14 protein-coding genes are annotated in these 13,273 nt (G+C 69.2%); 11 read left to right on the top strand and 3 right to left on the bottom strand.

Annotated elements, in window-relative coordinates; all coding sequences use genetic code 11:
- Positions 1-9 precede the first annotated feature (9 nt).
- The 3 genes from ACZYRS_RS06650 (at position 10) to ACZYRS_RS06640 (ending at position 1,651) form a co-directional block, all read left to right on the top strand.
- Positions 10-735 carry a ComF family protein gene (locus ACZYRS_RS06650; RefSeq protein ID WP_463418601.1) on the top strand — a complete coding sequence of 242 codons (726 nt, stop codon included), beginning with the start codon at positions 10-12 and terminating at the stop codon, positions 733-735.
- A gap of 31 nt (positions 736-766) precedes the next feature.
- Positions 767-1,228, top strand: a complete 462-nt coding sequence (gene trmL / locus ACZYRS_RS06645; RefSeq protein WP_463418600.1) for a tRNA (uridine(34)/cytosine(34)/5-carboxymethylaminomethyluridine(34)-2'-O)-methyltransferase TrmL — start codon at positions 767-769, stop codon at positions 1,226-1,228.
- Between the two features lie 129 nt (positions 1,229-1,357).
- Positions 1,358-1,651, top strand: coding sequence for a DUF4148 domain-containing protein (locus ACZYRS_RS06640; protein WP_198784935.1), 294 nt, complete (start codon positions 1,358-1,360; stop codon positions 1,649-1,651).
- A gap of 23 nt (positions 1,652-1,674) precedes the next feature.
- On the opposite strand, the gene ACZYRS_RS06635 is transcribed toward ACZYRS_RS06640, so the two are convergent.
- Together ACZYRS_RS06635 and ACZYRS_RS06630 are read right to left on the bottom strand one after the other, a co-directional pair.
- Positions 1,675-2,145 (bottom strand): MaoC family dehydratase, encoded by a 471-nt coding sequence (locus ACZYRS_RS06635; protein WP_198784934.1) that lies wholly within the window; start codon positions 2,143-2,145, stop codon positions 1,675-1,677.
- 67 nt (positions 2,146-2,212) lie between these two features.
- Positions 2,213-2,830 (bottom strand): nucleotide-binding protein, encoded by a 618-nt coding sequence (locus tag ACZYRS_RS06630; RefSeq protein ID WP_463418599.1) that lies wholly within the window; start codon positions 2,828-2,830, stop codon positions 2,213-2,215.
- 93 nt (positions 2,831-2,923) lie between these two features.
- Here ACZYRS_RS06630 and kefF point away from each other — a divergent pair, with 93 nt between their 5' ends.
- Together kefF and kefC are read left to right on the top strand one after the other, a co-directional pair.
- Positions 2,924-3,682: a glutathione-regulated potassium-efflux system oxidoreductase KefF gene (gene kefF, locus ACZYRS_RS06625; protein ID WP_463418598.1), complete on the top strand. Its 759-nt coding sequence runs from the start codon at positions 2,924-2,926 to the stop codon at positions 3,680-3,682.
- Between the two features lie 2 nt (positions 3,683-3,684).
- Positions 3,685-5,535 carry a glutathione-regulated potassium-efflux system protein KefC gene (gene kefC, locus ACZYRS_RS06620; RefSeq protein ID WP_463418597.1) on the top strand — a complete coding sequence of 617 codons (1,851 nt, stop codon included), beginning with the start codon at positions 3,685-3,687 and terminating at the stop codon, positions 5,533-5,535.
- Positions 5,536-5,565: 30 nt separating this feature from the next.
- On the opposite strand, the gene ACZYRS_RS06615 is transcribed toward kefC, so the two are convergent.
- Positions 5,566-6,432, bottom strand: coding sequence for an amidohydrolase family protein (locus ACZYRS_RS06615; RefSeq protein WP_198784930.1), 867 nt, complete (start codon positions 6,430-6,432; stop codon positions 5,566-5,568).
- A gap of 103 nt (positions 6,433-6,535) precedes the next feature.
- On the opposite strand from ACZYRS_RS06615, the gene ACZYRS_RS06610 reads away from it, so the two are divergent.
- From ACZYRS_RS06610 to ACZYRS_RS06585, 6 genes are read left to right on the top strand one after another with little or no spacing between them, the layout of a single operon-like run.
- Complete coding sequence (locus ACZYRS_RS06610; protein ID WP_198784929.1) at positions 6,536-7,309, top strand: crotonase/enoyl-CoA hydratase family protein; 774 nt, start codon at positions 6,536-6,538, stop codon at positions 7,307-7,309.
- Positions 7,306-9,159 carry a feruloyl-CoA synthase gene (locus ACZYRS_RS06605; protein WP_463418596.1) on the top strand — a complete coding sequence of 618 codons (1,854 nt, stop codon included), beginning with the start codon at positions 7,306-7,308 and terminating at the stop codon, positions 9,157-9,159. Before ACZYRS_RS06610 ends, ACZYRS_RS06605 begins: the two co-directional genes overlap by 4 nt.
- A 21-nt stretch (positions 9,160-9,180) precedes the next feature.
- Positions 9,181-9,945 carry an SDR family NAD(P)-dependent oxidoreductase gene (locus ACZYRS_RS06600; RefSeq protein WP_463418595.1) on the top strand — a complete coding sequence of 255 codons (765 nt, stop codon included), beginning with the start codon at positions 9,181-9,183 and terminating at the stop codon, positions 9,943-9,945.
- 35 nt (positions 9,946-9,980) lie between these two features.
- Positions 9,981-10,973 carry a Bug family tripartite tricarboxylate transporter substrate binding protein gene (locus ACZYRS_RS06595; protein WP_463418594.1) on the top strand — a complete coding sequence of 331 codons (993 nt, stop codon included), beginning with the start codon at positions 9,981-9,983 and terminating at the stop codon, positions 10,971-10,973.
- Between the two features lie 8 nt (positions 10,974-10,981).
- A complete protein-coding gene (locus ACZYRS_RS06590) occupies positions 10,982-12,727 on the top strand; it encodes an acyl-CoA dehydrogenase family protein (protein ID WP_463418593.1) in 1,746 nt (581 codons plus the stop codon).
- 37 nt (positions 12,728-12,764) lie between these two features.
- Positions 12,765-13,256 carry a MarR family winged helix-turn-helix transcriptional regulator gene (locus ACZYRS_RS06585; protein WP_463418592.1) on the top strand — a complete coding sequence of 164 codons (492 nt, stop codon included), beginning with the start codon at positions 12,765-12,767 and terminating at the stop codon, positions 13,254-13,256.
- Positions 13,257-13,273 lie beyond the last annotated feature (17 nt).

The following is a 13,273-nucleotide window of genomic DNA, read 5'->3' as shown; positions in this document are numbered from 1 at the left end:
ATTGAGACCATGTTCAGCCACCGGGCCCTGAGGCCTTTCACCTCACTTTTTGCGGGACTCGCGCGGCTGCCCAGCCAGTGCGAGGTCTGCCGCGCCTGGCCTTCGCAACGGGTGTGCGATGCCTGCGTCGCGCGCTTCGCGCCGCCGGCCGCGCGTTGCGGCGGCTGCGCCCTGCCGGTGCCCGAAGGCGTTGCCCGCTGCGGTGACTGCGTGCTGCACCCGCCGCCGCTGGACGCCTGCCTTGCGGCCTGCACTTATGCATGGCCCTGGCCCGGCGCCATCGCACGTTTCAAGTTCCGCGGCGATGCCGGCTGGGCCGGCCCGTTCGCAACCCTGCTGCGCAGCGCGCCCTGGGTGGAGCCGGCGCTGGAGCGGTGCGACATCGTGCTGCCGATGCCGCTCGCGCCCGGCCGGCTGCGCGAGCGCGGCTTCAACCAATCGCTCGAGCTCGCGCGCCGCATGGCACCGGCCAAGACCGACGCGACGCTGCTGCTGCGCACCCGCGAAACTCCGGCGCAGAGCGGCCTGGCGCGCGCCGAGCGCCTGCGCAACCTGCGCGGCGCCTTCGCCGTGGAGCCATTGCGCGCGGACAAGGTGCGCACAAAGCGCGTCGTGCTGGTCGACGATGTGATGACCAGCGGCGCCTCGCTGTTCGCCGCGGCCGAAACGCTCCGGCTGGCCGGCGCCGCGCACATCACCGCGGTGGTGCTGGCCCGCACCGACCCGCCGCGCTGACCGCCCCACGCGCGCCGCCGACAATCGGCGCATGTTCCATATTGTCCTGGTCCACCCCGAAATTCCGCCGAACACCGGCAACGTGATCCGGCTCGCGGCCAACACCGGCTGCACGCTGCACCTGGTCGAGCCGCTCGGTTTCTCGATGGACGACCGCCTCCTGCGCCGCGCCGGGCTCGACTACCACGAGTACGCCGAGGTGAAGCGCCACGCCGACTGGCAGGCGCTGATCGACGCGGAAAGCCCCGCCGCCGACCGCATGTTCGCCCTGACCACCCGCGGCACGCGCGCCGTGCACGACGTGCGCTTCCAGCCGGGCGACTGGCTGGTGTTCGGCTCCGAGACCAGCGGCCTGCCGCCCGCGGTGCGCGAGGGCTTCGCCGAGCCCCAGCGCCTGCGGCTGCCGATGCGGGAAGGTCAGCGCAGCCTGAACCTCTCGAACGCGGTGGCGGTGACGGTGTTCGAAGCCTGGCGGCAAAACGGATTCAGCTGACCCTTCGGGCGGCAAGGGCACATCCGGTCGGCGCGGTGCGGCGTATGGATGACATGCCGGCGCGAAAAGCAGCTACTGCACCCGCTCCGGCATCGAGTCCTTCAACGCTTTGCCCCAAGGAGTTTCGTCATGAATGCCAAGTCGATTGCCCTCGCGACCTTCGCCACGCTCGCCCTCAGCACCGGTGCCCAGGCCTTCCAGGGTGAACAGAACCCGCTGCCGCCCGCGCCCTTCCAGTCGACGCTCTCGCGCGCCGATGTGCAGGCCCAGGCCCGCCAGCCCTTGAAGATCGGCAACGGCGGCACCGGCGTCGCCCAGCAGACCAACGGCAGCACCGACCGCGCCGCGGTCCGCGCCAGCGCCCTGGGCATCACGCGCCAAGGCGCCGCCACCTATGGCGAAGTGACCGACCGCCGGATGTAAGAAAGAAGAAGAAAGCCGCGCGCTCAGCGGTAGCGGCGCACCACCGACTCGGCGACGCAGGCCGGCTTGGCCGCGCCTTCGAGCTCGATGGCGGTTTCCCAGGTCATCTGGAGGCCGTCGTCGGGAATCGCCTCCGCGGTCAGCAGCTTCATGCGCGCCCGCAGGCGCTTGCCCACCGGCACCGGCGACATGAAGCGCACCCGGTTCAGCCCGTAGTTCACGCCCATGCGCGACTCGACCACGTCGATCGCCACCTCGAAGAATTTCGGCAGCAGCGAGAGTGTCAGGAAGCCGTGGGCAATCGGCCCGCCGAAAGGCCCGGCCTTGGCCCGCTCGATATCGACATGAATCCACTGGTGGTCGCCCGTCGCCTCGGCGAACTGGTTGACCTGCTCTTGCGTAATGGTGATCCAGTCGCTCACGGCGACTTCCTGGCCGACGCAGGCGGCGAGATCCTGAAGGGTCTGGAATGTCTTTTTGGTCATGCGGGGCATTCTGGTGCCGAGGATGCGGGCGCGGCTGTCGGGCTTGCGACAACCCGGGCTAGGGAAAACCGCGGGTTCAGTCCAGCCACTGGCAGATCGGCTGCCACTGCTCGAGATCGCGCTGCACGCGGCCCGGCGCGATGTCGAACAGCGTGAGCCCGCGCGCCGCGAGTTGCACGTAGTTCTGTGTGTCGCGCAGCTCGCCCAGCACGGGCACGCCCAGGCCGGCGATGAATTCGTTCAGCCGGTCGGCCGCCAGCGTGCGCGCATTCACGCGCATGCCCACCAGGCCGATCTTGGTCTTGTCGGCCTTGCGCTGTTCCAGCAGCCGGTCCAGGAAATCGCGCGTCGCGTAGATGTCGAAGATGCTCGGCTGCAGCGGCACGATCACCCGGTCGGCCAGCGCCAGCACCTCCTTGAAGCGCCAGCCGTGCAGGCCCGCGGGCGTGTCGAGCACCGCGTGCGTGGTGCCGCGCGGGGGCCGCACCACACTGCTGTCGCCCGAGGCTTCCCAGGTGGAGATGGGCCGGGCCATCGGCGGGCGCAAATTCAGCCAGAGCCGCGAGGACTGCTGGCGATCCACGTCGCCCAGCATCACGGCATGGCCGCGGCTCGCAAAGTAGCCCGCGATGTTCGTCGCGATCGTCGACTTGCCAACGCCACCCTTGGGGTTGGCGACCAGAACCACCGGCATGGGAATCTCCTCCAGAGCTGGATCAGGGCAGCATCGTAGTGCCTCGCCCTTTTGGGGCCGGTAAATCGCCGCCGGTTGCGCTATGTTCGCGGCATGACGACAACAACACTTCCGGGAAACCCTGCCGCCGACAGCGGCGGCATCTACGTGATCGCGGCCCATCCGCACTGGCGCGACTCGCGCGTCAACCGCCGCATGCTGGCCGCCGCGCGCGCGGTGCCGGGCGTGGAGGTCAACGACCTCTACGGCAGCTACCCCGACTTCGCCATCGACGTGGAGGCCGAGCAGGCCCGGCTCGCCAAGGCGCGCCTGGTCGTGCTGGTGCATCCGATCCAGTGGTATTCGATGCCGGCGCTGCAGAAGCTCTGGGTCGACGACGTGCTCACCTACGGCTGGGCCTACGGCCCCGGCGGCACCGCCCTGCAGGGCAAGGACTTCTGGCTGGTCGCCACCACCGGCAGCCCCGAGCCGAGCTACCACCCGCAAAGCTACCACCGCTATTTCTTCGACGCCTTCCTGCCGCCCTACGAGCAGACCGCCGCGCTCTGCGGCATGCGCTTTCTGCCGCCGCTCGTCTTCTACGGCGCGCGCAGCGCCGACGAGGCCGAAGTGACGGCGCATGTCGACACCTACGCCCAGCGCCTGGGCAGCTACCCCGACTGGCCCGAGATCGAGGAGATCGACGCCTGCATCGCCTGTCCCGTCCCCGAGGCCGACCGCCCCGCCGAGTCCGACGACATGGGCAAGGTGGTGGCCAGCACCTTCCATTCCGCGATGAGCCGGGGCATCGCCGCCATGTCCGCCGCCAACGAAGCCAAGAACGACGACAACCACCGGGAAGGCACGGCCTGAGCATGGAACACGCGCCCGCCTGGCTGACCAGCAGCCTGATCTACTTGGGCGCCGCCGTGCTGGTGGTGCCGCTGTCGAAGTTCCTCGGGCTCGGCTCGATCATCGGCTACCTCGTGGCCGGCATCGCGATCGGCCCCTGGGGGCTGGGCCTCGTGTCCAGCGTGGAGGACGTGCTGCATTTCGCCGAATTCGGCGTGGTGCTGATGCTGTTTCTCGTCGGCCTGGAACTCGAACCCAAGCGGCTGTGGAACCTGCGCCGGCCCATCTTCGGCTGGGGCGCCGCGCAGGTGCTCAGTTGCGCGGCGGTGCTGTTCGCCGCGGGCTGGGCCATCGGTGCCGACTGGCGCGTGGCGCTGGTGGCGTCGCTGGGCCTTGCGCTCTCGTCCACAGCCATCGCGCTGCAGGTGTTCGGCGAGCGCAACCTGCTCAAGACGCCCAGCGGCCAGGCCGGCTTCTCGATCCTGCTGTTCCAGGACGTGGCGGCCATCCCGATCCTCGCGCTGCTGCCGCTGCTCGCGGGCGCCACCGCCGCCGAGCAATCGCTCAGCGGCCTGGACCGCGCGCTGGAGGCGCTCAAGATCGTCGGTGTGATCGCCGGCATCATCCTGGGCGGCCGCTTGCTGCTGCGCCCCATCCTGCGCTGGATCGCCCGCAGCGACACGCCCGAGATCTTCACCGCCGCGGCGCTGCTCTTGGTGGTGGCCATCGCGGCGCTGATGCAGCTGGTGGGCCTGTCGATGGCGCTGGGCGCCTTCCTTGCCGGCGTGCTGCTCGCGGAAAGCGAATACCGGCGCGAGCTGGAGACCGACATCGAGCCCTTCAAGGGCCTGCTGCTCGGCCTCTTCTTCATCGCGGTGGGCATGTCGATCAACTTCGGCGTGCTCATCGCGAGCCCCTGGGTGATGGCCGCGCTGGTGATCGGCTTCATGGTCATCAAGCTGGTCGTGATCTACGCGCTCGCCAAGGCGATGGGCCTGGCCTACCAGGAGCGGCCGGTGTTCACCCTGCTGCTCGCGCAGGGCGGCGAATTCGCGTTCGTGGTGTTCCAGGCCGCGGGCCCCGATGTGCTGCCGCCCGAGATCACGTCGCTCCTGATCGGCGCGGTGGCGCTGTCGATGCTCTTGTCGCCGCTCCTCCTGGTGCTGCTCGACAAGTTCGTGCTGCCGCGCTACAGCCGCAACAACGGCCCGCAGATGGAAGAAATTTCCGAGCAGCAGGACGCCAAGGTGCTCATCTGCGGCTTCGGCCGCTACGGCCAGATCGTCGGTCGCATGCTGATGTCGCAGGGCCTGCGCGTGACGGTGCTCGACCACGACGCCGACACCGTCGAGGGCCTGCGCCAGTTCGGCTTTCGCGTGTTCTACGGCGATGCGACGCGGCTCGATCTGCTGCGCACCGCGGGTGCCGGCTCGGCCAAGGCCATCGTGGTGGCGGTGGACGACATCGAGCAGTCGCTCGACATCGTCGACCTGGTGCGCGAGAACTTCCCGCAGGCCCGCATCATCGCGCGGGCCCGCAACGTGACCCACCTCTTCCAGCTGCGCGACCGCGGCGTGAAGGACATCGAGCGCGAGGTGTTCGAGTCGTCGCTGCGCAGCGCCCGCGCCACGCTCGAGGCGCTGGGCTGGCCCGCGCACGAAGCGCGCGAATCGACGATGCGGTTCCGCACGCGGAACATCAAGCTGAGCGACGAGATCTACCCGCACTACAAGGACCGCGCCAAGCTGATCGCGGCCAACAAGGAAGGCCGCCAGCAGTTCGAGGAGCAGATGGCGCGCGAGCGCGAGGAACGGCAGCGGCGCTCGGGGCGCGATTGGGACCGGATCGACGAGAAGGAAGAGGCGGATTCGTAGGCCGCCTTCTCGGTATCGACCTTCTCTTCGTCAGCCTTCCAGTTTCAGCAGCCGGACCGCATTGCCCTTCAGGATTCCCGGCATCACCTCCGGCTTGAACCCCGCCACTTCGAAGTCCTTCATCCACCGGTCGGGCGTGATCAGCGGGTAGTCGCTGCCGAAGAGGATGCGGTCCTTCAGCAGCGTGTTGGCGTACTGCACCAGTTGCTTGGGAAAGTACTTCGGGCTCCAGCCCGAAAGGTCGATCCACACGTTGGGCTTGTGCGTGGCCACGCTCAGCGCCTCGTCCTGCCAGGGGAAGCTGGGGTGGGCCATGACGATCTGCATGTCGGGGAAGTCGATAGCCACGTCGTCCAGGTGCATCGGGTTGCTGTACTCCAGGCGCAGGCCCCCGCCGCAGCGCATGCCCGAGCCGATGCCGCTGTGGCCGGTGTGGAAGATCGCCGGCAAGCCGTATTCGGCGATCACTTCGTAGATCGGCCAGGCCATCTTGTCGTAGGGGTGGAAGGCCTGCACCGTCGGGTGGAACTTGAAGCCCTTCACGCCGTATTCCTCGATGAGCCTGCGCGCCTCGCGCGCGCCCATCTTTCCCTTGTGCGGATCGATGCTGGCGAAGGCAATCATCATGTCGCTGTTGTTCTTCGCGTGCTCCGCGATCTCCTCGTTCGGGATGCGGCGGCGGCCCATGTTCGACTCGGCATCGACCATGAACATCACCAGCCCGATCTTTCTCTCGCGGTAGTACGCCACGCTCTCGGCGATGGTGGGGCGGCCGCTCGAGCCGAAGTACTTGTCGGCGGCGCGGTCGTACTCCTCGCCATAGTTGTCGAACGGGTTCCAGCAACTCACTTCGGCGTGGGTGTGGATGTCGATGGCGATCAGGTTCCGGTGGTCCATCTCTTTGTCTCCAGTACGGGTAAGTCCCTAGTATTCGGCGGGCTCAAATGCCTTGAATTGATTATTTCTCATAACCATAATCGAACGCAACCCCCAACACATCATGACCACTCCAGACCTCCAACTCGACATTCGCGACGACGTCGCCATCGTTCGCCTCGCGCGCGGCGCCAAGCGCAATGCGCTGTCGGACGGCCTGATCCTCGCGTTGCGCGACACCTTCGAGCAGTTGCCCTCCACCGTGCGCGCCGCGGTGCTCGACGGCGAAGGCCCGCACTTCTGCGCCGGCCTCGATCTGAGCGAGCTCAAGGAGCGCGACGCCGGCCAGGGCATGCAGCACTCGCGCCTGTGGCACGCGGCACTCGACGTGGTCCAGCACGGCCCGGTGCCGGTGGTCGCGGCGCTGCACGGCGCGGTGGTCGGCGGCGGGCTCGAACTGGCGAGCGCCTGCCACATCCGCGTGGCCGATCGCTCCACCTTCTATGCATTGCCCGAAGGCTCGCGCGGCATCTTCGTGGGCGGCGGCGGCTCGGTGCGCATTCCCAAGCTCATCGGCGTGGCCCGCATGACCGACATGATGATGACCGGCCGCGTCTACAACGCCGAAGACGGCGAGCGTGCCAACTTCGCGCAGTACCTGGTCGACGAGGGCGCGGCCTTCGACAAGGCCTTCGAGCTCGCCAAGCGCATCGCCACCAACGCGCCGCTGACCAACTACGCGCTGATGCACGCGCTGCCGCGCATCGCCGAGCAGTCGGCCGACCACGGCTTCTTCACCGAGGCGCTGATGTCCGGCATCGTGCAGGCCGCGCCCGAGGCGAAGGCGCGCGTGCGCGATTTCCTCGAAGGCCGCGGCGCGAAGGTGAGCAAGGGATGACCGCCATCCGCTACCGCCCGCTCGCCTTCGGCGTGACCCGCGCGGTGCTGCGCGCCGGCGCGCCGGGCACGCAGTATCTGCAGGCCGAGACGCAGCTGGACGCCTACCGCGAGCGCATGACCGATCGCCTCGCGCACTGGGCCGAACACGCGCCCGACCGCACCTTCATCGCCCGCCGTGAACGGCTGGCCGACGGCAGCACCGGCGAGTGGCTGCGCGTGTCGTACGCGCAGGCGCTGAAGGAAGCGCGCGGTATCGGGCAGGCGCTGCTCGATCGCGGCCTGAACGCGGAGCGTCCCGTCGCGATCCTCAGCGAGAACGGCATCGAGCACGCGCTGCTCGCGCTCGGCTGCCTCTACGCCGGCGTGCCCTACTGCCCCGTGTCGCCGCCCTACTCGCTGGTGAGCCAGGACTTCGAGAAGCTGCGCCACGTGCTGGACACGCTCACGCCGGGCCTCGTGTTCGCCGCCGATGCCGCGCGCTACGGCCGTGCCATCGAAGCGGCCGTGCCCGCCGCCACCGAGGTCGTGCTCGCCGAGGGCGCCATCGAAGGCCGCGCCACCACGCCCTTCAGCACGCTCGCCGCCACGCCCGCGACGCCCGCCATCGACGCCGCGATGCGCGCGACCGGCCCCGACACCATCACCAAGTTCCTCTTCACCTCGGGCTCCACCAAGATGCCCAAGGCGGTGATCAACACGCATCGCATGTGGTGCGCCAACCAGCAGCAGCTGCGCCAGTCGATTCCCGCGCTGGGCGACGAGCCGCCGGTGCTGGTCGACTGGCTGCCGTGGAACCACACCTTCGGCGGCAACCACAACGTGGGCATCGTGCTGGACAACGGCGGCACGCTCTACATCGACGACGGCAAGCCCACCCCTGCGGGCATGGCCGAGACGCTGCGCAACCTCCGCGAAGTCGCGCCCACCATCTACTTCAATGTGCCCACCGGCTTCGAGGCGATCGCCAACGCGATGGAAAGCGATGCGGTGCTGCGCCGCAATCTGCTCTCGCGCGTGAAGATGTTCTTCTACTCGGGCGCGGCGCTCTCGCAGCCGATCTGGGACAGCCTGCACAAGACGCAGGAGGCCGAAGTCGGCGAGCGCATCGTGATGGGCACGGGCCTGGGCATGACCGAGTCGGGCCCGTTCGCGCTCTACGTGACCGGCCCCGAAGTGAAGTCGGGCGACATCGGCCTGCCCGCGGCCGGCATCGAGCTCAAGCTGATCGAGGTCGACGGCAAGACCGAGGTGCGCTACCGCGGCCCCAACATCACGCCCGGCTACTGGCGCGCACCGGACGCCACGGCCGAGGCCTTCGACGAAGAAGGCTTCTTCTCGACCGGCGACGCGGTGCAGTGGATCGACGATGCGAACATCCACCGGGGCCTGCGCTTCGACGGCCGCATTGCCGAAGACTTCAAGCTCGCCACCGGCACCTTCGTGAGCGTGGGGCCGCTGCGCGCGAAGATCATCGCGGCCGGCGCGCCTTACGTGCAGGACGCGGTGCTCACCGGCATCAACCTGAAGGAAGTCGGCGCGCTGATCTTCCCGACGCAGAAGGTGCGGCAGCTCGCGGGCCTGGCTGCCGACGCAACGATGCAGCAGGTGCTCGAAAGCGCGCCAATGCAGGCGCACTTCCAGCAGGTGGCCAACGACCTGGCCGCCATGGGCACCGGCAGCGCGAACCGCATCGCGCGCCTCCATTTGATGGCCGAGCCGCCCTCCATCGACAAGGGCGAAGTGACCGACAAGGGCTCGATCAACCAACGCGCCGTGCTCAAGCACCGCGCCGCGCTCGCCGAGGCGATGCACGCCGGCACGCTGCCCTTCACGCTGACGCCCCGCTAACTTTCTCCAGGAGACACACACATGAAGATCGAAGGACAAGCCGCCCTCGTCACCGGCGGCGCATCGGGCCTGGGCGAAGCCACCGCGCGCGAGCTCGCCCGCCTGGGCGCGAAGGTCGCGGTGCTCGACCGCAACGCCGCGCTCGCCGAGAAGGTGGCCGCGGAAATCGGCGGCGTCGCATGCGCCTGCGACATCACCGACACCGAGAGCGTCACCGCCGCGCTCGACAAGGCCGCGGCCGCCCACGGCCCCGCGCGCATTCTGATGAACGTGGCCGGCATCGGCAGCGCCAAGCGCATCGTCGGCAAGGACGGCAACCCGGCGCCGCTCGAAGACTTCGTGCGCGTGGTCAACATCAACCTCATCGGCGGCTACAACATGGCGCGCCTGTTCGCGGCGCGCTGCGCCAAGCTCGACGCGCTGCCCAACGGCGAGAAGGGCGTGATGCTCTTCACCGCGTCGGTCGCGGCCTTCGACGGCCAGGTGGGGCAGCAGGCCTACAGCGCCTCGAAGGGCGGCCTCGTCGGCATGACGCTGCCGATGGCGCGCGACCTCGCGCAGCACGCCATCCGCGTGTGCACCGTGGCACCCGGCCTCTTCGCCACGCCGCTGCTGCTCGAACTGCCCGAGGCCGTGCAGCAATCGCTGGCCGCGTCGATCCCGTTCCCGCCGCGCCTGGGCCAGCCCTCGGAATTCGCCGAGCTGGCCTGCCACATCGTGACGAACGGACACCTCAACGGCGAAGTCATTCGCCTAGACGGCGCCCTGCGCATGGCGCCTCGCTGATTCCAGCCCCAGCAGCAAAACCAGGAGACAAGACCATGACCACCCGACGCCAGTTCGTGAACCTGCTCGGCGGCACCGCCGCCATCGGTGCCCTGCACCCTCTCGCCGCGCTCGCCCAGCTGGTGCAGCAGCAGGTGAAGATCTACTACGGCTTCCCGGCCGGCAGCGCCGGCGACAGCGTGGCGCGCCGCGTCGCCGACAAGGTGGGCAACACGCCCTTCACCGCGACGAACCCGGTGGTCGAGAACAAGCCCGGCGCGGGCGGGCGCATCGCCCTGGACACGCTCAAGACCTCGCCGGCCGACGGCTCGGTGCTGTGTCTCGCGCAGGCTTCGGCGCTGTCGATCTATCCGCACATCTACACCAAGCTGGCCTATGCCATTCCGGACTTCGCGCCGATCTCCATCGGCGCCGTGATGACGCACGGACTGGCCGTCGGCCCGATGGTGCCGGCCAGCGTGAAGACGCTGAAGGACTACATCGCCTGGGCCAAGGCCAACCCCGGGCAGGCGAGCTACGGCTCGCCGGGCGCGGGCTCCACGCCGCACTTCCTGGGCGCGCTGCTGGGCCTGAGCACCGGCGCGGACCTGCGCCACGTGCCCTACCGCGGTTCGCTGCCCGGCATCAACGACGTGGTGGGCGGCCAGATCGCCTCGTGCCTGACGCCCGCGGGCGATTGCCTGCCGTTCGCCAAGGCCGGCAAGCTGCGCGTGCTCGCCACCTCGGGCGCGCAGCGTCCGGCCTACCTGCCAGATGTGCCGACTTTCACCGAACAGGGCTTTCCGGAAATCGTGGCCGACGAATGGTTCGGCTTCTTCGCGCCGGCCAAGACGCCCGCGCCCGTCGTCAATGCCGCGAGCACCGCGATCCAGGCCGCGCTCAAGGACAAGGCCGTGGCCGACGGCCTGCTGTCGGTCGGGCTGATCGCGCATGGCTCCTCGCCCGAGGAGATGAAGAAGTCGCTGCAATCGGAATACGAACGCTGGGGTCCGCTGGTCAAGAAGATCGGCTTCACCGCCGAGTCCTGAAGCAGCCGATGGATTACTGCCCCCGTCCCGACGACGTCCGCTTTCTCTTGAACGCGGTGCTCGACGCGCCCGCGCGCCTGCAATCGCTCGCGCCTTTCGCGGAGGTCGACGAAGCGCTGCAATCGCAGGTGCTCGAGGAGGCCGCGCGCTTCGTCGGCGAGGTGGTGGCGCCCATCAATCGCGAGGGCGATGAAGTCGGCTGCCGCTTCGACAAGGGCCGAGTCATTTCGCCACCGGGATTTCGCGAGGCGTACCAGGCCTTCGTCGATGGTGGCTGGCCCGCGCTTTCCGCCGCGACCGAAGACGGCGGCCAGGGCCTGCCCTCGGTGCTCGAGGCCGTGCTCTACGAATGGCTCAGCGCCGCGAACCACGGGCTCACGATGGCGCCCGGCTTGCTGCACGGCGCGTACGCCTGCCTCAAGCACCACGGCAGCGACGAACTGAAGGCCCGCTATCTGCAGAAGATCGCGACCGGCGAATGGCTCGCCACCATGTGCCTGACCGAAGCGCACGCGGGCAGCGATCTCGGCCAGGTGCGCACCCGCGCCGTGCCGCAGGCCGACGGGAGCTTGCGCGTGAGCGGCGGCAAGATCTTCATCTCGGGCGGCGAGCACGACCTGACGCCGAACATCGTGCATCTCGTCTTGTGCCGGCTGCCCGATGCGCCCGCGGGACCGAAGGGCCTGTCGCTCGCGCTCGTGCCCAAGCTGCTGCCCGACGGCGCACGCAATGCGGTGCACTGCGAACGCATCGAGGAAAAGATGGGCCTGCACGGCAGCCCGACCTGCGCGATGCGTTTCGACGACGCCACCGGCTGGCTGGTCGGCGAGGCCGGCCGCGGTCTCGCGGCGATGTTCGTGATGATGAATTCGGCGCGCCTGCATGTAGCGTTGCAGGGCATCGGCCTGCTCGACGCCGCCTGGCAGAAGGCCGACGCCTATGCCGCAGAGCGCCGCCAGATGCGCGCCCCCGGCGCCGTGCCCGCGAGCCGCGGCGCCGAGCCGGCCGACCTGATCGCCGAGCACCCCGCCATCCGCCGCATTCTCGACACGCAGCGCGCGTGGATCGACGGCGCGCGCACGCTCGCCTACCGCAGCGCGCTGATGCTCGACGTCGCCGCGCACGACGCAAACCCCAAGGCCCGCGAGCGCGCGCAGCGTTGGTGCTCGCTGGTCACGCCGGTGCTCAAGGCGGCCTGTACGCAGCAGGCCTTCCACGGCGCGAGCGAATGCCTGCAGGTGTTCGGCGGGCACGGCTACGTGCGCGAGTGGGGCATCGAGCAGGTGGTGCGCGACGCGCGCGTGACGATGATCTACGAGGGCACCAACGAGATCCAGGCCATCGACCTCCTGGTGCGCAAGGTGCTGCCCGATGGCGGCGCGGCCATGTCGGCCGTGCTGCTCGATCTGCGCGACACGCTCGACGCGTCACGCGAGGCCGATGCCGACGTGCAGCGCCGGCTCGCGCAGCTGCGCTACCTCGGCACGACCATCGCCATGTCCGCGCACGCCAACCCCGTGCTGCCGTACGAAGTGGCCGACGACTACCTGCGCGTGGTGATGCTCACGATGATGGCGTGGGCCTGGGCGCGCATCGAGGCGACCGAGGGCGGCGCCTCGGCCGAACGCGTGCGTGCGGCGGCCGCGTTCCGCCGCTGGGTGCTGCCCGAGTTCGAGATGCGCCTGGGCATCGTCAAGCGCGCCTGCGAGGGCATCGCCCTGCCGCACGCCGCGGCCGAAGGTGTCGCGCGGTAGATTCCCCGCGCCGCCACGGCCGGTTACGCTCGGGGCCATGCCTGCTCCCGCCAAGAAAACCTCCATGAAGAACGAGCCCGTTGCCGCCGCATCGGGCCGTTCGGACCGGCTCGATGCCCGCGTGCTCGAAACCCTGGTCGGCTACAACGCCCGCCGCGCCTGGCTGGTCATCAGCGGCGTCTTCTCGGAGCGCATGGCGCCCTACGGGCTCAAGCAGATCGATTTCTCGGTGCTCTCGCTGCTGGCGCACAACCCGGGCGCCACCTCGCGGCAGCTGTGCACCACGCTCGACATCCTGCCGCCCAACCTCGTGAGCCTGGTGGCCACGCTGGACAGCCGGGGTCTGATCGAACGCCGCCCGCATCCGCACGACGGCCGCGCGGTGGGGCTGCATCTCACCGCCGCCGGCGAAGCGCTGGTGCGCGAAGCCGAACAGGCCGTGGTGCAGCTCGAAGCCGATGCGAGCGCCCAGCTCACCGCACGCGAGCGCGAGACGCTGATCAAGCTGCTGCAGAAGATCTATCTCTGATCTCCGAGATCGCGGGG

The sequence above is a fragment of the Variovorax sp. AC194 genome (genome assembly GCF_979257995.1).
This window is presented reverse-complemented; position numbering and strand designations above follow the sequence as displayed.